General features: G+C 44.2%; 22 protein-coding genes. 10 read left to right on the forward strand and 12 right to left on the reverse strand.

Translation table 11 applies throughout. The features are described 5' to 3' along the window. Positions 1-55: 55 nt before the first annotated feature. The 11 genes from B067_RS0105960 to B067_RS0106010 all read right to left on the reverse strand — a co-directional run bounded on the left by B067_RS0105960 (position 56) and on the right by B067_RS0106010 (position 12,539). Positions 56-1,018 (reverse strand): ketopantoate reductase family protein, encoded by a 963-nt coding sequence (locus tag B067_RS0105960; RefSeq protein ID WP_019529156.1) that lies wholly within the window; start codon positions 1,016-1,018, stop codon positions 56-58. A gap of 98 nt (positions 1,019-1,116) precedes the next feature. Continuing rightward, entirely contained in the window at positions 1,117-2,433 is a 1,317-nt protein-coding gene (locus B067_RS0105965) for a DUF1329 domain-containing protein (protein WP_019529157.1), read from the reverse strand. Positions 2,434-2,454: 21 nt separating this feature from the next. Continuing rightward, on the reverse strand, positions 2,455-4,125 hold the full coding sequence (locus B067_RS0105970; RefSeq protein ID WP_026244454.1) for a DUF1302 family protein: 1,671 nt from the start codon (positions 4,123-4,125) through the stop codon (positions 2,455-2,457). Positions 4,126-4,171: 46 nt separating this feature from the next. Next, a complete protein-coding gene (locus B067_RS0105975) occupies positions 4,172-6,562 on the reverse strand; it encodes an efflux RND transporter permease subunit (RefSeq protein WP_026244455.1) in 2,391 nt (796 codons plus the stop codon). A 1-nt stretch (position 6,563) separates the two neighbouring features. Next, positions 6,564-7,625, reverse strand: a complete 1,062-nt coding sequence (locus tag B067_RS0105980) for a sialidase family protein (RefSeq protein ID WP_156820765.1) — start codon at positions 7,623-7,625, stop codon at positions 6,564-6,566. 279 nt (positions 7,626-7,904) lie between these two features. Further along, positions 7,905-8,966 (reverse strand): NADH:ubiquinone reductase (Na(+)-transporting) subunit F, encoded by a 1,062-nt coding sequence (locus B067_RS0105985; protein ID WP_019529161.1) that lies wholly within the window; start codon positions 8,964-8,966, stop codon positions 7,905-7,907. Positions 8,967-8,987: 21 nt separating this feature from the next. Beyond that, positions 8,988-9,350 (reverse strand): phenol hydroxylase subunit P4, encoded by a 363-nt coding sequence (locus B067_RS0105990; protein ID WP_019529162.1) that lies wholly within the window; start codon positions 9,348-9,350, stop codon positions 8,988-8,990. A 57-nt stretch (positions 9,351-9,407) separates the two neighbouring features. After that, positions 9,408-10,910, reverse strand: coding sequence for an aromatic/alkene/methane monooxygenase hydroxylase/oxygenase subunit alpha (locus B067_RS0105995; RefSeq protein ID WP_019529163.1), 1,503 nt, complete (start codon positions 10,908-10,910; stop codon positions 9,408-9,410). 22 nt (positions 10,911-10,932) lie between these two features. Next, positions 10,933-11,202, reverse strand: a complete 270-nt coding sequence (locus B067_RS0106000; RefSeq protein ID WP_019529164.1) for an MmoB/DmpM family protein — start codon at positions 11,200-11,202, stop codon at positions 10,933-10,935. An 18-nt stretch (positions 11,203-11,220) separates the two neighbouring features. After that, the gene (locus tag B067_RS0106005) at positions 11,221-12,207 is read right to left on the reverse strand and encodes an aromatic/alkene monooxygenase hydroxylase subunit beta (RefSeq protein WP_019529165.1); all 987 of its coding nucleotides are present in this window, start codon (positions 12,205-12,207) and stop codon (positions 11,221-11,223) included. Between the two features lie 29 nt (positions 12,208-12,236). After that, positions 12,237-12,539, reverse strand: coding sequence for a phenol hydroxylase subunit (locus B067_RS0106010; RefSeq protein ID WP_019529166.1), 303 nt, complete (start codon positions 12,537-12,539; stop codon positions 12,237-12,239). A gap of 410 nt (positions 12,540-12,949) precedes the next feature. Between B067_RS0106010 and B067_RS0106015 the strand changes: the two genes are divergently transcribed. The 10 genes from B067_RS0106015 (at position 12,950) to B067_RS0106060 (ending at position 22,848) form a co-directional block, all read left to right on the forward strand. Next, entirely contained in the window at positions 12,950-14,653 is a 1,704-nt protein-coding gene (locus B067_RS0106015; protein ID WP_019529167.1) for a sigma-54-dependent Fis family transcriptional regulator, read from the forward strand. A gap of 309 nt (positions 14,654-14,962) precedes the next feature. Continuing rightward, entirely contained in the window at positions 14,963-15,304 is a 342-nt protein-coding gene (locus B067_RS19755; protein ID WP_019529168.1) for a 2Fe-2S iron-sulfur cluster binding domain-containing protein, read from the forward strand. 49 nt (positions 15,305-15,353) lie between these two features. After that, positions 15,354-16,277, forward strand: coding sequence for a catechol 2,3-dioxygenase (locus tag B067_RS0106025; RefSeq protein ID WP_026244459.1), 924 nt, complete (start codon positions 15,354-15,356; stop codon positions 16,275-16,277). Between the two features lie 65 nt (positions 16,278-16,342). Further along, positions 16,343-17,803: a 2-hydroxymuconic semialdehyde dehydrogenase gene (locus B067_RS0106030; RefSeq protein ID WP_019529170.1), complete on the forward strand. Its 1,461-nt coding sequence runs from the start codon at positions 16,343-16,345 to the stop codon at positions 17,801-17,803. 34 nt (positions 17,804-17,837) lie between these two features. Further along, positions 17,838-18,686, forward strand: a complete 849-nt coding sequence (locus B067_RS0106035; protein ID WP_019529171.1) for an alpha/beta fold hydrolase — start codon at positions 17,838-17,840, stop codon at positions 18,684-18,686. Between the two features lie 16 nt (positions 18,687-18,702). Next, positions 18,703-19,488: a 2-oxopent-4-enoate hydratase gene (gene dmpE / locus B067_RS0106040; RefSeq protein ID WP_019529172.1), complete on the forward strand. Its 786-nt coding sequence runs from the start codon at positions 18,703-18,705 to the stop codon at positions 19,486-19,488. 49 nt (positions 19,489-19,537) lie between these two features. Continuing rightward, entirely contained in the window at positions 19,538-20,449 is a 912-nt protein-coding gene (locus B067_RS0106045; protein ID WP_019529173.1) for an acetaldehyde dehydrogenase (acetylating), read from the forward strand. A gap of 13 nt (positions 20,450-20,462) precedes the next feature. Next, positions 20,463-21,491, forward strand: a complete 1,029-nt coding sequence (gene dmpG / locus B067_RS0106050) for a 4-hydroxy-2-oxovalerate aldolase (protein ID WP_019529174.1) — start codon at positions 20,463-20,465, stop codon at positions 21,489-21,491. Beyond that, positions 21,491-22,282, forward strand: coding sequence for a 2-oxo-3-hexenedioate decarboxylase (gene dmpH, locus B067_RS0106055; RefSeq protein ID WP_019529175.1), 792 nt, complete (start codon positions 21,491-21,493; stop codon positions 22,280-22,282). Before dmpG ends, dmpH begins: the two co-directional genes overlap by 1 nt. 374 nt (positions 22,283-22,656) lie before the next feature. Further along, positions 22,657-22,848, forward strand: a complete 192-nt coding sequence (locus B067_RS0106060) for a 2-hydroxymuconate tautomerase (RefSeq protein WP_019529176.1) — start codon at positions 22,657-22,659, stop codon at positions 22,846-22,848. 54 nt (positions 22,849-22,902) lie between these two features. Here the strand turns inward: B067_RS0106060 and B067_RS0106065 are convergent, their stop codons facing one another. Then, positions 22,903-23,796, reverse strand: a complete 894-nt coding sequence (locus B067_RS0106065; protein WP_156820766.1) for a LysR substrate-binding domain-containing protein — start codon at positions 23,794-23,796, stop codon at positions 22,903-22,905. Positions 23,797-23,895: the final 99 nt, after the last annotated feature.

A 23,895-nucleotide genomic window follows, 5' to 3' on the forward strand; every position in this document is an offset into this window, starting at 1 on the left:
TCCAACCTGTGTGGTCTAGTGAAGTACAATAGTAAAAATTTATTTTTATATTAAATCAAACCGACACAACACAATTACGTTGTAACACCTTAACCCGTAATAATGCATCAACCAGCTCGGTCATCGGTGCCTTTAGCTGGTGTAGTTGGCAACGTTGTAAGACAGCGCCACTGATTGCATCCAACTCCAGCTCGCGACCTTTTTCAAGATCAACCAGCATCGAGGTTTTTATTGGATCGAAGTTGCTTATCAATGTAAACATATCATCTATATCAGCCTTGCTGAGTTCAACGCCATCACATTGGGCGGCCATTGCCGTTTCCTCCATAAGCGTGTAAATAGTGCGTCCTAAAATAGGGTTAGCAGTCAGGCTGCGGGTATCAAGCCCGGTAACTGCCGACAAAGGATTCACGCCGTTGTTAATCAATAGCTTCCGCCACAGTTCTTGCTGTATATCATCACTCTGTTGGACATCAATACCCGCCTTGATGAACAGCATTCTCCATTGCTCTACCAGTGCCGTATTGATGCTGCTTTCAATAGCATTGGGCCAAGCACCAAAAATAACTTGCGCGACACCTTGAGCATATACAACACCCGGTTGTTGTATATGGACACCAATACGTATTGCAAGGCCCCCTAATGTTCGTGGCTTACCGACAACGGAAGCAATAACCGCCTCGTTATCAACACCGTTTTGCAATGAGAGTACAGGGCAACTACCTTGCACTAACCAATACCTTATATCACTTAAAAACCTTTCTGAATCTATACTTTTTAAACAGAGTACAATCAAATCAAAGTACGCACAGTAATGATCGGCTAATAATTGACGCAGAGATAGCGCCACAACCGGCTCATTGAAGTTAAAGCTTTCATGTTTGACGGTTAAACCATACTTCTGCATTGCCTGTAGGTGACAGCCTCGCGCGACATAAGTGAGTTGATGTCCGGCCCTTTGCAACTTGGCACCATAATAACAACCGATACCACCAACCCCTAAAATGAGTATCTTCATCGACCACACCTTATGCGCATAAAAAATAGTTATAAACAAAAAAGCCTAGGTAAACCTAGGCGATGTATTGCAATAGAACAGCGCTTTGCTAGCTAGAGTTAGCTGCCTGATGCTCGCAGATTTTGCACAGTCATTTTACTAGTAGGTGTTAATTCAGGATCTACAATTCCTTTGAATTGACCGGTAGTACAATGATCAGCTTGAATATCAATCATGGAAAAAGCGTCATCAATCGCCACACCAGTGCCTTTATTTTTTGGCAGGTGATGATCTGGATGGGCTTGTCCAATTAACCAACTCTTCCACATATCACCTTTGCGATCATAGGTAATATTACGTGGAATAGTAAATGTTTGAGCATCGATATAATGTTCGCGCTTACTGACCGGATGATCGGGGTCGATCGGGTCAGACTCAAGCACATAGACTTTACGTAACTGCCAAGTAACATTAGGAAAACAGCCTCCCTTTCCGCCAAAAGCAACTACTTGATAGCCGTCATCATCCTGGTGAGTTTCGCTATCCAAGGTCAGCTCATTGTGGTTAAACATGGGTAACAATAATGTTTTAGTACCTTTGTAAGCCCACGACATATCACTGATACGACCGTTATAACCTTCAAAATCCTCAATCATGATATCTGAACCTAAAAAGGCATCAGTCACCTGGCCTGTAGACAAGCGACGAACGCGACGCTGAAAGCCCAAGTACAGATAAGCATTATCGCGCTTTAAATCGTCTTCGAAGCGCTGAATCAATAGCTGGGTATTTTTAATATCAAAAGGCTCAAGCACTTGTACATAAATACCCCGAAATAAACCAGAAGGATTGGGAGTTATTGCTGGAAAAGGTTCTTGTTGGGTACGATGTGTATAGTTTAGAAAGTGAAAATTAAACTTAACCGTACGCTCAACCTTACCGCTATTCATATCGCGATACTTCCAGTAAAACGGCTGTATGGCAGCGGAATCACCCCAGTTATAACCATTTTTAAAATTCCAGGCTAATTTCTCTCCGGCCCTAGGGTCATCCAATGACGGTTCTTGTGGAAACGGCCTGCCGGCTTTCGAACCTTCTATTTGCCCAGGGTTTTCACCCAGCTTTGTACTACCAGAAAATTTTCGAGTGGCTTCAACATAAGAGTCATGCAAAGCAAAGTTGGTAGTTTTACCAACATGAATCTCGGTATCGCCATTTTTAACAAAAAGATAGGTAGCCGGATCCAGATAATCTTTCACAGAATCAACATTTTCTGCATTAATGACCATACCGACTTTAATTCCTGAGGCAGTTGGGCTGCCTTTAGCATAAGGATAAAAAGAGTTATTAATAATACCCTCATTAACAGGAGCTGCATGGGCGGCCATGATAGCCGCAGCGCCAATCAATAGCGAATATAGTATTTTCTTAAACATAATATATACCTTTTATTTTAGTTAAAAGCTGTAACGAATAGTCAATTGAAGTTCATCTTCATTATTAGCTACACCAATAGGGCCATTAGTAAAACGCGCTAGCGGTTCAAAAGTTTCAGTTCCTGCTACTGACCAGCCAAACTCTTCTTCACCACCGGTTTTAATATTTAGCGCCAGATTGAACGTCCAATGGTTATCTGGAATCCAAGAAATACTAGGTGAAACAACTGATGACTTAGCGGCAAAATCATGAGCCATAAGTAATTGTGGGCTTAAACGGTTATTCTTATAAAAACCTTTGAAAAGAAAAGTGGCAATCCAGTTATCTTCGTCATTTGGCATATCTATTTCATGATCTAGAATATGCTCACCAAACACTTGTGCAGAGATTAAAAAAGCACTATTAGTCTGTAAAAAAGGAAGTACCAGATTCTTATCATAACCAATAACGTAACGCACCATATCGGTTTCTTTATGGCCGTCAGTATCACGAGGCATTTCTTCACCTTCACTGTACGCTAACTCTATTCTCCAGGTTGCATCCATATCCATAGAGTAGTAATCGACAGCGCCACCCAATAATGTCACTCGAGGGAAAACAATATCAAAAACGCCATCGGGAGCTGGTAAACCAGCAGCAGCTAAACCAGCAACAGGATGGGGGCGAAAATGCAAAGAAGGTAATTGCTGACGATAATGTAAAGCGTTAACAGAAAAAGTTGCATCGCCGTAAACACCTTCCCATTTCATACCAAACTGGGTATTCCCCAGACTCCAATTGGGCTCCTCAACATCATGAATAATAGGTACATTACTCGTGTAGGGAGCACCCAAATCTGCAAGATTTATATAAGAGCTAAAGAAGCATCCAGCATCGAGAATTCGATAACTTTGACCACAGGTACCTAAATTGCTGGGGCGGAATTTATCAACATTCCATACAAGGGATAAATTGGAATCATCAAAAGTTTGAGACGCGCCCATACGCCATTCGGCTTTTATCATCCATTGTGGAATACGAATATCTTCCAATTCATCGTAAATATTGTGGCGCGAATAATCGACTGGATTAATCACATCTAGAACTCGGAATAGGTCAGTTTTACCCCACACCACTTGCTGTTTACCTACATTTAACGATAACACATCGCCATTGCCTAAATATTTATCGGCACGTATATACAATTCGCGAACGAAATCTAGCTGGTCATTAAATTCCGGAAATTTTGCATCGCTCTCTTTTTCGTCCATATAACCATTAAGGTTATGACAAAGTAGAGGATCATTATCACAGGGAAAAGGCACACCTGCTGACAACAGTGTGGTGTTAGGGCCGGGAATTATCGTAGTAGCAGCACCACGAGAGTGCCAGTTTTGACCTAGATAATCTTCTGCAGCATCTTTGCCAAACTCATCATCGTTCAGGTCATAAACGCCGTCATAAGTACCACGCAATGTACCATGTATGCTAACATTGCTCCAAGAGTCGGAGCTCAATGACTTGCTAAACTCCGCCTGTACCGTATTACGAAATTTAGACAGCCCCACATTATCTCGATAGTAACTGGCATTTTCGATAAATCCGGCCCACTGAATATCTTCGGAAAATGCCGTGACGCTAGAACCAAAAATAAGTCCGATCGCCCCCCCCTTGAAAATTAATTTACGATAATCAAAAATTGATTTAAACATTTTCATCCCCTTTATTGTTATAGTAAAAAGCTAGCTTAAGGCTGACTCAGACATGAATAACTCCGTCTTCGTCGGCATAGGCTTCGCAAATAAACTTCGGTTTAAATACCAGTATCCAGCTGGGCACCAGCAACATTGCTGCGGCGGCGTTTAATAACACCATCACAGTTAACAACAACGCAGCATCAGCTTGAAAACGCAGATCAGACAACACTACCCACATAACAATTCCGGCAATTAAAGTAATTGCCGTAAAGCTAATAGCCAACCCCGTGGTACTAATTGCTCGTTTTACTGCCTGATTTATTTCCTTCAAGTCAACCATTTCAGCGCGTATTCTATCCATCATATAAATTGAATAATCAATGCCAACGCCAACACCAACAGCGATAATAGGCACAGTGTTAATATTGATACCCATACCAGAGGCTCCCATATAGGCGTAAGTCAAAGTCGTAGCAAATAACATTGCCATAAACATCATGCTACCTGCTGCCAGCGACTGATAAAAAAACATTACCAACACAAATATTAAAATAAACACCAACGGCAGAACCCAAAGATTTGTTTCATAAGCGGCTTCATTCATGGCAGCCGTGACCCCGATAGTGCCGCCAGCTAAACGAAATTTCAGCCCTGCTACTCTGTCGACATTATTATTAATCCATTGCTTGGCGGTATAAATTGCACGACGAATGGTTTCACCTTGGTGATCTTTGTAATAAAACACTAGGTTTGCCAACCGCTCATCGGTATCGACAAACTCATTTAGTGCGCCGGGGATTGGACTAGACATCATGTAGGTGAACATCAGCCCTCCCACATATACAGGATCGTTGGGTATTTGCATCCAGCGAGGATCATCATTATGTAACAAACGGTTGACCTGTTTGATTAAGTCCGGAATACCCTTAGCGCCTCCCACCTCGGGATCAAGCATCATATGCTTTTCCAAATCGCTTAACGCGGCGAGTACCTTCGGATTTTTAATACCTCCTTTCTTTTCAGTTTCAGCAACAATATAAAGCTCTTCAGAGCCAGGAAAGCTATCATTTATCGATTTTGAAGATAGGTTGTAATCGTGATTTTGATACAAAATAGGAGAGCCAGATTCAGATTCGCCTATTACAACTGTCGAAGCAAAGTACCCACCTATTAATAAGAAACTTAAAGCAATATACAGAGCACGCTTGGCAGCAGTTTTACTGCTAATCAGCTCAGCACAGAAAAAACCTACATTGCGAAATATATTTGGTTTTATGGTGACATTATTGGGCTTGGGTAATAGTGATAGTAGCAAAGGGACAGCCAGTAACACCGTCACGATCATGCATAGCGCCCATAGCGAGGCGTAATGGGCCAGTTTGGTATTTAATGGAATGGAGCCAATGGCAATCAGCAATAACCCTACAGCATCAGAAACCACACCTAAGCTACCGGGCCTGAATAAATTTTCAAACGTACTTCGGGCGGCTCGATGGTGGTCACTGTGATTATTGAGTTCCAGATAATAGCGCTCGACAATTTGAATGCCGTGCGACATAGCTCTGGCCGAGATTAAAAATGGAATCACCAAGCCCAGTGGATCGAGGTTGTAACCAAACAGGGCGATAATGCCAACACCCCAGATAGAAGACACAATCACCGCAGCAAGAGGAACTAGTACGCCATAAGCTTTACGGAAATAATAGATTAGCAACGACACCATAATCAGTGCGGTGAACAAAAATATTTCAATGATTTGGTCTAGGTATTGATAAGCCCACCCCACCAACATCGGCTGACCAGTGACATGAATTTTAATTCCGCTTACTTGCTCAGACGTACGCATCTTCTGAATTTCATTAAAGGTACTAATGTAATCCAGTTGCCCTTCATTTAATTGGGCTTTGACCAACGCCATTTTTTTATCCGGCGATACCAATGGCCCATAAATACGAGAATCTGCTATAACATCAGCCTCTAACTGTAAGAGAGTATCAGTACTCATCACCCCACCCTGTGGGTCGTAGTAGGATTTGGAGTCGACGTTTCCTTCCGGTGTCATGCGTACTTTTCTGGAATTACGATGGGTAACACTGGTAACCAAGTTATGGTTCACTCCCGGTAAACTATCCACTGCCATTGTAATACGGTGTATTTTTTGCAGTGCGGAATTTGTGAAGACCGTGCCATGTTCTACTTCAACCCCAACTATTATGACATTTGCACCACCGAATGATTCTTTTATCTCATTGTGCAATTCAATATAACTATGTTCCTGGGGAAGTAAGTCAGAAAAATCTGAATACATTTTTACACTGGGAATTTGCCATGCGAAAAAAACCGTAATCAACAATATGGCACCCAAAATAATCTTGGGGTGATTGAAAACAACCATTTCAAACTTGTGCATAGCATGAGTGGTCTTGTGTTTCTCTGAATATTTTTTCCCCATGTTATTGGCCCCCTTGTTCAGCTAAAAAAGAAGGGGATAAAAAATCAAAATTCAATAACGTACCAACACCACCCGCCAATATCACCACCCCGCTGTAGATAAACTCTATCCCACCAATATATACTGGCTTACCACTCACGGAAATCGAAGCCCATTTCTCGCCGTTATTTTTTAACAATGTGTTATGGTCCCCGTAGGCATATAAACCTTGAGAAGCAGCCTTAAAACCATAAATAGGCGCATTGTTTGGTGTGGTTTGCCGCGTCCAATTAACACCGGCATCAGCGGTATAAAATATTCGCCCACTGAGTCCACCAATCCAACCCTCGGTTGCAGAGCGAAAATAAGCACCATGAATATAAAAATCATCCGGCGCATACTCAATATCATTCCAATTTTTCCCGCCATCATCGGATCGTGCTACTAGGCCAAACTCACCCGTCACATACACTGTCATCGCATCGACGAATTGAATACTGGTCAACATAGAATCTTCGTCGAGAGTAACTGCATGCCATTGATTGTGCTTGTCTGTAGAGTGAATCACCGTAGAAAAGCTCCCCACTAGCCATAAACTGTTATCCGGAGCACAGGTTAACGACAATAGGTCTTCTCTGGTTGATATTGGGATGGGACGCCATTGCTGACCTTCAACACTGCCGATCCAGACGGTCTTATCCATGCTCAACGCGGCAAAGCTTTGATCGGGACAAGTGACTACATCAACAAATGATGGTTCACCCTCAATGACCTTGCGCTGCCAGTCAATATTGTCAATGCTGCTCAGCAATATCACGCCGTCGTTAGCTACCGCGACGACTGTTTTATCATTAGCAACCACGGCCTGAAAGTTATCAGTGCGGCGTATGCTTTGTTGTTTAAGCTGTTCAACAGCTTCCAAATTCAACTTTGCTTCACAACCACTTAGTAATAACGTTAATGCGAGAGCTTTAATACTAACCAATAGAATATTCATTCCCGCTAATGGTGTTGCTTGCATCAGCTCGAACGGGGAATGTAATAATTGAGGGGGACTGGTATCTACTATTATTGTCGACTTCACTTTTTATTACCTATTATTTTTATAAAGACGCTAATTAACTGAGAGCAATCACTGTGCCAGCGATATAAAACCCAGCTAATAAAATTATTTATACTTATTTATCAATAGCTTAAAATAATTAATCAAAGCCAAATATTTTCCCAAAACAATAGTGAAGCTATAGGGAGTGATCAATTCACCCACTGATTGATCAAATGATGAAGCCTGATTAGCTAACTACACTTTCCCACTGCGATAAATTGCCACTACTGTAGAGGGTTAACTTCGATTATTTTAAGCTTATATAGTTTTAAACAAGGCCGATCGTGTCTGTTGTTCTGCACCGTCAGCTGCCGTGAGGAAGCGCTCCATATGGATATCCCGCTCAAACAGTCGACCTTTCATCAAAGTAGATATAGCTGCATCAATCATCGGTGGTGGACCACAGAGATAGGCTTTATGCCCATCAAACCGACCATCAAAATAATTGTGTACGACCTCATGAACAAAACCGATATAACCCTGCCATTCATCACCTGACACCGGTGCACTAATGGCTGGTATATAATGAAAATTACTGTGTTGTTGCTCGAGCGCAGTAAACAACTCCCTGTTATATAATTCAGCGACATTTCTAGCCCCCTGAAATAAATAAATGGCCCGTGTATCCTCGTCTTCTAGTAGCTCAAGAATCATCGCTTGAGGACTGGACAAACCCGACCCCCCAGCGATAAAAATTGCTCCCATATCGTTGGACTTGCGAGTGAAAAACTGCCCATAGGGGCCAGATACCGCCAACTGATCGCCAACTTTTAGTTGCTCATGCACGTAGGCCGTACCTGCGCCGCCAGGCACCAAACGAATATGTAATTCAAGCTGGCGTTTTGCTGTGGGCTTATTTGCGATCGAAAAAGCACGCACGCCTTTGACCCCAGGTAGCTGTAAGTTAATATACTGACCCGCCTGAAATTCGATTTCCTCGTCCAGCTCAAAAAACACCCCTTTGATAGTGGGTGAAAGATCCCGAACCTCTGTCACTGTCGCATTAAAATCCCTAATACGGTAACCAGCAAAATCAGGATCAACATCAATATCAGCTTCTATTACCAAATCCGATTCCGGTGTTGCACAGCAAGCCAGTATTTTTCCTTCGTCTCGCTCTATATCCATCAGCGCAAAGGGCGAAGCGGGGCCCAAATCCACATCTCCCTCAGTGAGCTGACATTTACAGGTAGCGCAGGTGCCATGCCCGCAGGCAAAAGGCAGCCATACACCTTGTCGAAGCGCTGCATCCAAAATTGTCTGGCCTTCTTCAACGTCGATGACATCGCCAGTAGGCTCAATGGTCACTTGGTAACTCATATTAGCTCCTAATAAGTCAATTTAAACATGGGCACCTTGGTAACCCTGTAACTCAGGAGTCTGAAATCGTAATAAAGACTTATGATCGATACCCTGATTAGCTAGAGAAACATCCATTTGTGGAATAAATGGTTCGCCATTTAACTGCCATTCCGCTATCTGCCAGTTAATATTTTTAAACTCGTGATGCTGGCTGAAAGCTTCAGAGATAACGTTATCCAAAAGTGACTGGAAGGAGATGTCTGGCGCAACTGCGTAGGCAAAAGGGGCGCAAAAAAACAAATGATAATCCCAGTTGATAAATAGTAATTGGTTACCATTAAAATTTTCAATTCGGTCTAACACTTCACCCTTGTAGTCGGGCACTATCGCTTTTAAGGTCATATATGTTATCTCAATTTTCAACGTCGGGTTGCTTGCAACGATTCGCAAGTAATTAATTCAGGCCACACCTTTCCAGGCTTTCCAACGCTTCTCATCCGGTGAACCTTTCATATCCATGTTGTCGGCACCGACATTAAAGCCATAAAAGTCACTAAGTATTTTTTCCAACTCAGGACCGCCACAATTACCCTGTAAAATCTGGTGTACGGGAAGCCAAGCCTGCACATACTTCTCCGGCTCATCGTCGAATATGGTCTTACACCCATCTGAACAAAAGTGGTAGCGTTCCCCTTCGTAAATACTGTCACGAAAACAGATTTGAGATGGGTCATCCATTTCGGTAAATAACATTGGAATCTGGCAGATGTTACAAAGTTGCGGCAATGCTTTTGTATAAAACCGCTTACCTTCAGCTTCCAGCTTCTTAGCCATCTCCCAACGAGGACGATAGTATTTATCAAATGTATCCGGATACTTTTCAGACAACCAATCCAACTCTTCATCTGAAGGAATCCAGGTATGAAAACCTGCGGCATGACCATAATTATAAAAAGTCCACCAAGTTTGATGCGATATATGTTCTTTTTCTTTTTCGATAACTTCAGAAAATTTCGGCATACGAATACCGTAACGGGCTAAATCTTTAAACAAGGCGCCGCCGGCATCCTCAAAATACATTTCCCAAGCTTCTTTCCAAGACATCACTTTGTTGGGCAGCATATAGTCCATCATCATAGAAACTATGCTTAAAAGACGTGTACCTCGCCAAAACCATTTATCAATATATTTCTGAACAATCGGCACGTTATCTTCATGCTGTTCAAGCAAAAATTTAATAATCTCCAGCCCCAGTGTCATATGCCTAGCCTCGTCTGACTGGGCAGAAAAACCAAAGGTCACTGTAGCCATATCACCATTATGTGCAGCCCCAGACATAAACGGCACGAACAACAGGTTGGTCAAAACATATTCGAAGGAAAAACTCACCGCCACTAGAAATTCAAAAGGACCCGATGCTCTGGCATCATTAAAAAATGATTTTGGAACTGATAAATACCACACCCTATCATGCATTTTCCTAAAATCTTGTAGACCGTCAAAAAATTTATTGTAGTGACTCATAGCGTGTAACTGAGTCTGGCAGTGGCGTAATTCATCAATTGATTGCATTTGGCAGGCTACCCGAGCACCCACACCATTAAACTGCCTGCCCACATGGGCATAACCTTGATAGGCCTCATACTCCAATGGAGATACTGCTGTCAAAAACAGCTTCAAAGCATTGACATAGCGTGGATCTGATATGTTTAAGTGCCCATTATTTTGTGAGAAAGCATCAAATATCGCATACAGCTTTTTCTCTTTCTCAGCTTGGTATTTCCAATAAGAATCCATAGTCAAGCGGAATGGATCTTCCCATTTTGACCAGTCAGTAATTTTTATTCCCTCAAACTCCTCATAAGGAAAAGCCTTTTTTCTATCTGCGTAACTGTATTCCCAGTCAAGATCTCGAGTTAATAAACTGTATTTTTCTTTTAGGCTTAATTTCTTTGCAGTCATTTCCTTGCTACCTCTCTGATTTTTATGTATTCCAGTGCAACACCAGCGAATCATCGTCTTCTTCTACGTGGCCGCCCAATGTAATTAGGCTCAAGTGCAATTCCTGAATATTCCACTCTCGCCCCATAATCTCTTCCACAGTATGTCGATTGATCTCTAAGCGACCTTCATTCTCTATTCTAATCATCGCCGGGTTATGGATAACAGTTGCTGCAGGATTGTCTTGCTCAATGGCTTCGACGATATAGCGCGATTCATCATTATCTTGTAGTGCGATATAAACTTTTGACATGGATAATGTTCCTTTCAATTAGCGAAATAAAGCGGCTTTATCTAGGCGCTTATCGAGCACTGCGACAGAATCGTTTAGGGAATCTTTACCTAGTAAATCTTCAGCCAAAGGCTGTAGAGCTTTAATCGCGGCTGCTTTCCATTTGCTTAACCACTGTTCCATTTGCTCTCGGTTATCGTCAGATTCAGCACTTACCGTTTTCAATACCGCATCTACCCAGCGATTACTTTCCTTCATCCAGGTCTGCATAAACTCTGTCAACATAGCTACATCCTGAGCGCCGTTTGCATGTAGCCATTGATCAAATTGACGGTAATAGAGGTCATATAGCAAGGTGTCGAGTACAACATCCTGCGCTACCCATACTTCAAACCAATCCTCAGTTACAGTCGTCTCTTCGATATAAGCCCGCAGACCCTGCCAAATTGGCGCTTCCATCCAGTATTGTTTTGCTTCTGCCAATGTTTCTCCAGTATGGCCATCCAGCACCAGGCCGATTCGAGACAAATATTGCGCAATACCCAGCCTATCCATTGCGTTATATAAACAGGCTTGGGTGAGTGTGGTGCCAGTACCATAGGCACAGGCATACATATTATTGAGATTGGCGCCATGTTCGACATGACGCAAAGGGACTAGATAACGAACCAACTTATCTTTTATACCCGCGGGCAACAATTGATCAAGTTTACGTTTTTCAAAAAAAGCATAATTATTCTCAGCCGCTTCCTGCATCTTACTGCGCTGCTGCACGTAAGCACCGTAGTAAAATTGTCGAGGATCTTTAAAGTCATACCAGTCCTCCATAACTATAACGGTACGAGTCTCGTCGTTGATTGTTTTTTCCGGCTGCCATAGCGGCCTGCAGTGAAAGAACTCCGTTGACTGTAAGTCATAGGATGCCTCTTGATAGCGACTGGCTGGCTTATCACCGAAACGACGTTCGATATTTGCATAAGTATTTCTGTTAGTCTGCAAAGTGGTTGTTTTTATTTCAAGAGACATATTATGGGTTTCCGGTTAGTTATAGCCTGTCATCGGTCATGGTTATTTGAAACCAATGTTTCATCACCATAACGCCATTTTATTGAGTCTTTATCGTTAGCATCCATCTGTTTAACGCTCATAAATATTACGTTATTTTTTTCACAGAATTCTTTGAACGCTTGTTTTGGCAGTACCAGCTCAACAAACAAAGAAGGATCATCAATAGCAAAATCGAATTCGACAAAACGTGCTTCATCTGCGCTACGTACTCGGATATATTTTTTAAATTGCTCAAGACTATTAGAAATCTCAGAATGTCTAACAGCGCTTAACTTCTTATTATTAGTCATCGTTAACAAAACCTTGTTATCGTCTTCCTGCTATCAAACGTCTTAGTAAGTCATAGAGCAATAGCTATGCCAGATCTCAAAAAAACCCAACAAACACTCACCATATAAAACACAACTTATTGTTTTATATAACAAAAATACGCAGCCTGATATAAATTAGGTCATTTAAAAAAATCAAATAGATTGTTAGTCAGTCTATATCTCTACCGGCCAACAAGTGATTAAATGGTGACAGTAACTGCCCAAACTAATGATTTGGACAGCCTGCCGCCACTGGTAATTTTTATTATCAAAAATAACAACCTTCCCCACTTTGGTGTATATTCAAGGATGTTGTTTTTTATAAGTAAAACTGATATTTAAATTCGGCTTAAAATCAATAATAAAAAATACATTTTTTGGGAAAAACTATGCTTCAAAAAATTAAACAGCCTATGCCAACACCTGAAGATTTAATCAACAAAATTCAATTTGATTATCAGAACGGTAAGATATGGCTTGATGAGCACCGTATGCTGCTCATCCACTCTTCTGTTATGGGGTCATTGCGTAAAGAACTAATTACCACTCTTGGGGTTGAGCGGGCGAGAGGGTTTTTAATGCGATTTGGTTATCAATCCGGTATAAAAGATGCGGAGCTAGCGCATAAATTACGCCCTGACATGTCCAAAGCAGAAGCCTTTATGGTTGGTCCTCAGCTGCACGGTTTGAAAGGGATGGTTAAAGCTGAGCTTGAAACACTCGATATTGACCTAGAAAACGGTAAATTTTATAGTGAATTTAACTGGCATGGCTCTTTTGAATCAGATATCCATACTGCTGATTTTGGTATTACCGCCGAGCCTATCTGCTGGATGCTATTAGGCTATGCTAGTGGTTTCTCCTCCTACTTTGTTGGCCGAAAAATAATTTTCAAAGAAACACAATGTCGAGGTCAAGGACATGGCCACTGTCATATTGTCGGAAAATTTGCTGAAGACTGGGATGATCAGGAAGAACTAGAACGGCAATTACTCCCTGACCACATCGTCGAAGAACTGTTTGCCCTGCGCTACGAGATATCTACGTTGCGGGAAAAAATTGCTGACTACACCAGCCCGCTTACCGATTTATTAATTAACTCTGTCGGCCAGTCTGACGCGTTTAAACAAGTATGCCACCTAATTAAACGTGCCTCTGGCAGTAACGTAACGGTGCTATTACAAGGTGAAACAGGCGTCGGCAAGGAGGTAGTTGCCAAGGGGCTTCACCTGAGTAGTGAACGTGCGGACAAGGCATTTATTGCAGTCAACTGTGCCTGCATTCCTCCAGACTTGATAGAGTCCGAATTATTTGGCGTCCGCAAAGGCGCTTATACCGGCGCCACTGAATCACGTGAAGGAAAATTTGAACGCGCCGACGGTGGAACCATATTTCTAGATGAAGTCATTGAACTTTCCCCCCGCGCCCAGGCCACCTTGCTACGAGTTTTACAAGAGGGAGAAATGGAACGCGTTGGCGATATAAAAACCCGTAAAATTAATGTTCGTGTAGTAGCCGCTAGTAATGAAAATTTGGATGAAGCAGTCAAAGAGGGTCGTTTCAGAGCGGATCTATTTTACCGATTAAATGTTTTTCCTGTATACATCCCTCCACTACGTCAGAGAACAGAAGACATTCCACTGCTAATTGAGCACTTTCTGGAAAAGTACCACGCCCTGTACAATAAAAAAACCAGTGGTGTTTCTGACAAGGCGATGCAAGCTCTAGCCAATTATAAGTGGCCTGGCAATATTCGCGAACTTGAAAACATGATCGAACGCGGTATTATTCTGACCGACAATAATAACAGCATCGATATGCAATCATTATTTCCATCCTTGATTGAGCCCTCTCATCCAATGTATATCTCCACCCGAACAGGGGAGGTTAGCCCTGACGATCACAACGAACAATCCGCACCTGACAATATTGTCGAACAGTTACTTGCCAACGACCTGAACCTAGATGAACTGGAAAGCCAATTACTCAAGCATGCCATGAACAAAACCGATGGTAACATAGCCCAAGCTGCTCGCCTGCTGGGCATTACTCGTCCACAGATGGCTTACCGCCTAAAGAAACAACAAAGCTAACTAACTAGTTATCGGCGCGGGGGTTTTCTTCCAAAAACTACTCGCCGATAACTACCTTACTGACTTCACCATCAGATCAATTATTTAACGTAGAGTGCATCATTTAATGATGTACTGCTCATTACCCCTCCAGCGTTATAAACTAATTCGTTTATGCCAACTTGCTCAGCCAGCACATATCCTTTGTAAAAACCCCTTTATTTTCAGCGTGTTATTACTTCGTAATTGATTCAGATTAACTTCTGCCAGAAATTGGCACGCAACCTGCAATCAGCCTATAAATCACAAAAATAAAAATGGTTATTTTTTATGGCAATCAGCAGCAATCAGAGCCTGTTCAAGAGTGATTACCAGATACTGGTAGCTAACAAAAATAATAGCTATTCCTGCGCTGCCGGAGAAACATTACTAGCAGCCATGGAAAGAGCCAATAAACGTTGTATCAAGGTGGGTTGCCGTTGTGGTGGTTGTGGTTTATGCAAAATTCGGATTATTTCAGGTAACTATGCCTGCAAATCCATGAGCAAGACACAGATAAATGAACAGGATAGTCACGCGGGTTTGGCCCTTGCTTGTCGAGTAATTCCCTCCAGCGATATGACAATAGAATCCGATCTTTGTGAGCAGCGCATCATTAGCACAGATAAATAACGAAACACATAAACAAATATAACCAGAATAATAACGAGAGGAATAACTCATGAAGAAAGGTGTAATGCGACCTGGACATGTTCAGTTACGAGTAATGGACATTGAAGAAGCCCTTAAACATTATCGCGATCTTCTAGGCTTAATTGAGATGGATCGAGATGATCAAGGTCGCGTCTATCTAAAAGGCTGGACTGAAGTAGACAAATTCTCTGTGGTTCTACGACAATCCGACTCGCCTGGAATGGATTTTATGGCATTCAAGTGTTTGGATGAAAATACTCTTGATAATCTGAGATCTGGTTTGATTGAATATGGCTGCGAAGTTACTGACGTCCCTGCAGGCGATCTTAAAGACTGTGGTCGCCGAGTACAATTCAATACTCCCAGTGGACACTGTTTTGAACTATTTGCTACTAAAAAACAAACCGGTAAATGGGGGGTAGAAAACATTAATCCCGAAGCTTGGCCACGTGGTCTAAAAGGTATGAAAGCACTTCGCTTTGACCACTGCTTGATATACGGCCCTGACATTGTTGCTAGCACTAAAATATTTTGTGAAGTATTGGGGTTTGATATTGCCGAACAGGTCATTGAACCAGACGGTACCGCCATCTCACATTTTATATCTATCAGCACCAAGGCACATGACATTGCCTTTATTGAACACCCCGAACCCGGCAAGCTCCATCACTGCTCTTTTTTACTGGAAACTTGGGAAGACGTGCTTCGTGCTGCCGACCTAATTTCTATGCACGATGTATCAATTGATATTGGCCCAACCCGCCACGGACTAACTCACGGGAAAACCATTTATTTCTTTGATCCTTCTGGCAACCGTACCGAGGTGTTCTGTGGTGGTGATTATCACTATCCCGATCACCCCACAGTAACCTGGCAAACTGAAGCGCTAGGTAAGGCTATTTTTTATCATGACCGGGTTTTAAACGAGCGTTTTTTAACGGTGTTGACCTGATATCAACCTAACGGTTTTTAGGCGTAATTTTCAAGTGAACCTGAGCAATACCAAGTGAGAGCCTCATGAAACAGTTTAATCATTTTATTAACGGCGAGTTTTCAGCATCGTCCAGTCAGGTGGTGTTTGAAAACCGCTGTCCAGTCGATAATCATTTGATCGGCCAGGTAGCTGAAGCAGGTCAACCAGAAGTTAATGCCGCAGTGGCAGCGGCTAAAGCTGCGCTGCTAGGGCCCTGGGGTGATATGACGCAGGCACAACGTATCCAATTGCTGGACCGGGTAGCTGAACGTATCAATGAACGTTTCGATGAATTTTTACAGGCCGAGTGCTTGGATACCGGCAAGCCACATAAAATCGCCTCGCATATTGATATCCCCCGTGGCGCAGCTAACTTCAAGGCCTTTTCTGAAACCCTAGCCAACCACCCCACAGAGTCTTTTAAACTGGACACACCTGATGGCAAAGGCGCGCTCAATTATGGTCACCGCAGTCCCAAAGGTGTTATTGCAGTAATCAGTCCCTGGAACCTTCCCCTGTTATTGATGACATGGAAGGTCGGTCCTGCCTTGGCCTGTGGTAACACTGTGGTAGTCAAACCCTCAGAGGAAACTCCAGCCACAGCAACACTGTTAGGTGAAGTTATGCAGGAATGCGGTGTACCAGCCGGTGTTTATAACGTAGTACACGGTTTCGGCCCGAATTCTGCTGGCGCCATGCTAAGCGGCCACCCCGACGTTGATGCCATCACGTTTACTGGCGAAACCCGTACGGGGGAAGCCATTATGCGATCGGCCGCTGTAGGCTTACGTAATGTGTCGCTGGAATGCGGCGGCAAAAACCCTTCACTGGTATTTGCTGATTGCGACTTGGATAAAGCCATTGAAGGCACTATGCGTTCAGCCTTCGTCAATTGTGGGCAAGTGTGCCTCGGTACTGAACGTGTGTATGTGGAACGCCCTATCTTCGAACAATTTGTGCAACGACTGAAAGAGGGGGTCGAACAATTAAAGCTTGGCCGCCCTGAAGACCCTAGTGTCGATTTTGGACCATTGGTCAGCCATAAACACCGTGACAAAGTACTCTCTTATTATCAATTGGCAAAACAAGAAGGTGCCACTGTAGTGATTGGTGGTGGTGTACCTGATATGGGCGCAGAGCTTAACGATGGCGCTTGGATAGAACCAACTATTTGGACCGGATTAAATGATGATGCGCGCGTAGTCAATGAAGAAATTTTTGGTCCCTGCTGCCATATTCGTCCCTTTGATAGTGAAACCGAAGTGATTGCGCTAGCCAACAATACCCGTTACGGCTTATCAGCAACCATATGGACAGAAAACAGCAGCCGAGCCTGTCGCGTTGCCGAGGCCATGGAGGCAGGTATTGTCTGGGTCAACAGCTGGTTTTTGCGTGATCTCCGTACAGCTTTTGGAGGTGCCAAAGAATCCGGTATAGGTCGCGAAGGTGGTGTGCACTCGCTAGAGTTTTATACAGAAATTAAAAATATCTGTATCAAGTTATAGCTGCCCAACAAACATCCAGATAGGAAACCTTGTTATGACAGTTAGCGCTGTAACCAACGACCCTGAAATTGATCGCATGGTTGATATCAACGGTATTATGACCAACCTGCATGATCAGGGAACCGGCTACCCAGTAATGATGATCCACGGTTCGGGGCCCGGCGTAAGCGCTTGGGCCAACTGGCGGCTGACCATTCCCGAACTGGCTAAACAGCGCCGAGTGATTGCTCCAGACATGATAGGTTTTGGTTTTACCCAGAGGCCAGCCGACAACCACTACAGCGTTGATCGCTGGGTCAATCACGCCATTGCTATTCTCGACACGCTTGGTATTGAGCAAACTGATTTAGTCGGCAACTCCTTTGGTGGTGCCTTGTCACTAGCACTGGCAATACGTCACCCTGAGCGTATACGTCGCCTAGTATTAATGGGTAGTGTTGGTGTAAGTTTTGACATCACTCAAGGTTTAGATGCGGTTTGGGGCTATCAACCCTCCGTCGAAGCAATGAAGTCACTGTTGGATATTTTTGCCCACGACCGCAGCCTGGTCAATGACGAACTGGCTGAGCTACGGTATCAGGCCAGTATTCAACCGGGCTTTCAGGAGGCTTTTGCCGCCATGTTCCCCGCCCCTAGGCAACGCTGGGTCGATGCCTTGGCTAGTGCTGAACAAGATATTCGCGCCCTGCCCCATGAAACATTGATAATTCACGGCCGTGAAGACCAGGTAATCCCACTACAAACCAGCCTCACCTTAAGTCAGTGGATTGGCAACGCTCAACTCCATGTATTTGGCCACTGTGGCCACTGGACCCAAATCGAACACACTGCTCGCTTTAACCGCTTGGTACTGGACTTTTTGTCCGAAGCCGACAATCCCTGACAGAGACTTATACATTATGGATAAAACTAAAATACTGGCCTGCGGTGATGAACTGTACGCCGCGATGACTGAACGCCGCACCCTGCAACCACTGACTGAACGATACGCAGATATCAGTATTGACGACGCTTACCATATTTCCTTACAAATGCTAGAGCGGCGCATACAGGGCGGAGCGAAAATTATTGGCAAAAAAATTGGTGTCACCTCCAAAGCAGTACAGAACATGCTCAATGTGTACCAACCAGATTTTGGCTACTTGACCCACGACATGGCCTATAGCCAAGGTGCGGAAATGCCTATTAGTAGCAAACTAATTCAACCTAAAGCCGAGGGGGAAATTGCCTTTATTTTGAAAAAAGATTTAATCGGCCCAGGCATTACCAACGCCGACGTCTTGGCTGCCACCGAGTGCGTTATGCCTTGCTTTGAAATCGTCGATTCACGTATCGAAAACTGGAATATTAAAATCCAAGATACTGTCGCCGACAATGCCTCCTGCGGTTTGTTCATGCTCGGCGACAATGCTGTTGATCCATCCAAAGTCGACCTATCCACCTGCGGTATGGTGGTCGAAAAAAATGGCCAAATTATCTCTACCGGCGCAGGCGCTGCAGCACTCGGCAACCCAGTCAATTGCGTCACTTGGCTGGCTAACACACTAGGTCAGTTTGGTATTGCACTAAAAGCAGGTGAAGTCATTTTATCAGGCTCACTCGTGCCATTAGAACCTGTACAAGCTGGAGATTTTATGACCGTAAGTATCGGCGGTATCGGCTCAGCATCAGTGCGCTTCACCTGAGAGGAAAAGACAACAGCCAGTCAAGCAATAGTCATTTTAGGAATAAATCATGAATAAAAAATTAAACGCAGTGATTATCGGGCCCGGTAATATCGGCACCGATCTATTAATGAAAATGCAACGTTCTAACTGGATAAACCCGGTTTGGATGGTGGGTATAGACCCTGAATCAGAAGGCCTTAAGCGAGCCAATGATATGGGCATAAAAACCTCTAGCTCGGGCCTAGAGGGCATGCTGAACAAAGTCATTGAAGACGATATCCGTATCGCCTTCGATGCCACATCAGCTTATGTCCATGCCGAAAACAGCCGCCAACTCAATGAGCTGGGGGTCATCATGATAGATCTAACCCCTGCAGCCATTGGCCCGTTTTGCATTCCACCGGTCAATTTAACAACACTATCTAAACAACTAGCTATGAACGTTAACATGGTGACCTGTGGAGGCCAGGCTACTATCCCGATGGTAGCGGCTATATCGCGAGTACAAGCGGTAGATTACGGAGAAATTATTGCCACCGTATCCTCCCGTTCGGTAGGCCCGGGTACCCGCCAAAACATTGATGAATTTACTCGCACCACAGCCGCTGCGGTTGAACAAGTCGGCGGTGCTAAAAAAGGCAAAGCGATTATTGTAATCAACCCAGCTGAGCCTCCGATGTTAATGCGCGACACTATTCACTGCCTTACCACGGAAACCCCTGACCAACAGGCCATCACCAAATCGATTCACGAGATGGTGGCCGATGTTCAACAATATGTCCCAGGCTACAAGCTGGTCAACGGGCCAGTGTTCGACGACAAGCGAGTAACGGTGTTTATGGAAGTGGAAGGCCTGGGCGATTTCTTACCTAAGTACGCCGGCAACCTAGACATCATGACAGCAGCCGCACTTCGCACCGGCGAACTGTTTGCCGAACAAGCCTGCCAAGGCGCTATCACACTGCCAACGCGCGGATAACAGGAGAAAGACTATGGATTTAACCAATAAAACTGTAACGCTGCACGACATGAGTATGCGTGATGGCATGCACGCCAAGCGTCATCAAATATCGTTGCAACAAATGGTCGCAGTTGCTATCGGCCTCGATCAAGCAGGCCTGCCACTGATCGAAATCACTCATGGTGATGGTCTAGGCGGCGCCTCGGTAAATTATGGTTTTCCTGCCCACAGCGACGAAGATTATCTCAGGGCAGTTATCCCGCAAATGAAAAATGCCAAGGTATCGGCACTGTTATTACCTGGTATTGGAACCATCGACCACTTAAAAATGGCCCGAGATTGCGGTGTACACACTATTCGTGTCGCCACACACTGCACTGAAGCTGACGTCTCTCAGCAGCACATTTCTATGGCCGCAAAAATGGAAATGGATACAGTCGGTTTTTTAATGATGGCACATATGGTCAGCGCTGAAAAATTACTAGAACAGGCCAAGTTGATGGAGAGCTACGGCGCTAACTGCATTTACTGCACAGACTCCGCCGGTTATATGTTGCCCGATGAAGTCAGCAAAAAAATCTCCCTCTTGCGATCTGAACTTAGCCCCGCGACCGAAATCGGTTTTCACGGCCACCATAATATGGGCATGTCCATCGCTAACTCCCTCACTGCTATTGAAGCTGGCGCCAATCGCATAGATGGCTCGGTCGCTGGATTGGGGGCCGGGGCCGGTAACACACCACTGGAAGTGTTTGTGGCGGTACTGGAGCGGATGGGTGCCAAACACAATATAGACCTTTATAAAATTATGGATGTTGCCGAAGACCTGATTGTGCCCATGATGGACCAACCGATCCGTGTTGATCGCGACGCCCTAACATTGGGGTATGCCGGTGTTTACAGCTCATTTTTGCTATTTGCCCAACGAGCGGAAAAACAATATGGCATCCAAGCTAGGGATATTCTGGTAGAACTGGGTCGCCGCGGTACCGTAGGCGGCCAAGAAGACATGATTGAAGATCTGGCGCTTACTATGGCAAAACAGCAGGGGTTAATTTAATGGGAAATCTAACGCAACAACAAATTGCACAACTAGCCGAGCATTGTGAAAATGCCGAGTTAGGCGCCTATGAAATTAGTAAAATAACGAATGATTTCCCCGACATGACCTATGAAGATGCATTTGATATTCAGTGGGAAATTCGCCGCCGTAAAGAATCACGCGGACATAAAATTGTCGGCATGAAAATGGGGCTGACATCATGGGCAAAGATGAAACAGATGAAAGTCGAACACCCCTGTTACGGTTTTCTGGCAGACTACTTTGCCATCCCTGATGGCGGCGATATCAAACATGACGAATTAATACATCCAAAAATTGAAGCGGAGCTAGCCTTTGTCACTAAGGAGCCGCTAAAAGGCCCCGGCATCCATATTGGCGACGTCCTTCGCGCTACCGATTTTGTGATGCCTGCGGTAGAAGTGATCGATTCACGCTATAAGGATTTTAAATTCGACCTAAAAAGTGTTATCGCTGATAACTCCTCATCCTGTCGCTTTATTGCTGGCGGCAGCATGGCCAGAGTAGAAGATATCGATTTGAAAAATATCGGCGTAGTCATGGAGGTCAACGGCCAAGTTGTTGAACTAGGTGCAGGTGCTGCAGTGCTGGGTCATCCAGCATCATCGGTCGCCATGTTGGCCAATATGCTGGCAGAGCGCGATGAAGAAATCCCAGCAGGTAGCTACATTATGATTGGCGCCATAACCGCAGCGGTACAGGTCAATAAAGGCGATTCATTCTGTGTTCGCTATCAGGGACTAGGTAATATTACTGGCAGGTTTGTATAACCGGAGCTCCATTACCATTAAGCCACGACATGCTAAACCGGTCATTTGGGAACCCCTGTGCGACAACTAATTTACGAATTAGTCGTTATTTCCCGTTATGATTCTTATAGAAATAGCATCACATGGTAACAATCCGAACCACACAACAGCGACTGGAACAGTAGCAAAACCTTACTATCGGGCCACCGGACTGAGGTTTTGGCTTTAGTTACATGGGCGGGCCCGTGAAGAACTGTTACCGCTGTAACGACAAACTTTGCTGGTACTAGCAAGCGTTGTCACGCCTTAACTCAGCCAGTTATTGAAACCTTGAGTGGTTTAAAAATAATGAACACTGATTACAGTGTTATTGAATTAATTACAGGAGCTATATCATGCCTATTGCAGTGATAAATATTATTGAAGGTCGCACTCAACAACAGAAACACGCACTTATTCACGAGATAACCGAAGCGATTGTTCGCGCCATCGATACTCCTCCAGAAAATGTACGAGTGATTATCAACGACATGCCTAAAGATAACTTTGGTATTGGAGGTCTATCCGTGACACAGCTTGGGCGGTAACTTCAGCATGCCTACCTTAATATTTCCAACCAGTTATTTATGTAGCGGTAATGTTTATTCCTCCGGCAATAATAAATACCGTCGCAAAAACTCTTCAAACAAACGCACCCTAACGCTGCGCTTTTCTATTTTATTCATCACCAAATAGTGGCTCTCTTTAGCCTCTACGATGTCATCAAACAAGGCTACTAACTGTCCACTATTGAGCTCACGCTGCACATCGACGCGGTCTAATAAGCCTATGCCAAAACCTTCACGCACCGCGGTAAGCACTTGGTAAACATCTTGGAAATGTATCTCTTGCCTAGGTAGCTCCTGTACACCATAGGCCGCAAACCAAGGGGCCCAGTAACCATGATGATCATGCAAAATGGGGTAGGCCAGCATATCAACCGGCTTTTGCACTAACTGCTCTGCCCGCAACAATGACGGATGACACACCGGAAAGTAGCGCTCGCGAAACAACAACACGCTATCGCGCTGACCCAGATCGGGCTTGCCGTAACAGATAGCCACATCCACCTCTGAGGGTAAGTCCAATTGCTGTGGGTTGATATTGAGCAGGCGCAACTTAATTTCCGGGTAGCGGTGGGCAAATTCACCCATGGCCATTACCAGCCAACCCGCGCTAATTGAAGGTGTGGAGGCTATGGTTAAGCTGCCGCTCATCGATTCTGGATCCAGATACAGCGCGCTTTCAGCAATCTTATCCAAACCCTCTTGCAAGCCCGCTAATAAACGTAGGCCTGCAGAGGTTAATGCTAGGCGATTATGGCTGCGATCAAACAGTTCCACAGCCAATAACGCTTCTAATTGTTTAACTTGGCGGCTTATTGCCCCGTGTGTTACCCCTAGCTCAACAGCGGCTTTACGTAAATGGCAATGCCTAGCAGCAGATTCAAAGGCCCTCATCGCATTTAAAGGTAGGTTTCTTCTCGATAAAATCACGGTAGTATCTCTTTTTAACGTATCATTGCGGTTACAAAAACTCACCAAACTGTTTCTAATATATCGATTGTAGTGAGAAAAACAAATGCTAGACTTTGC

The organism is Dasania marina DSM 21967 (genome assembly GCF_000373485.1).
Classification (GTDB): domain Bacteria; phylum Pseudomonadota; class Gammaproteobacteria; order Pseudomonadales; family Dasaniaceae; genus Dasania; species Dasania marina.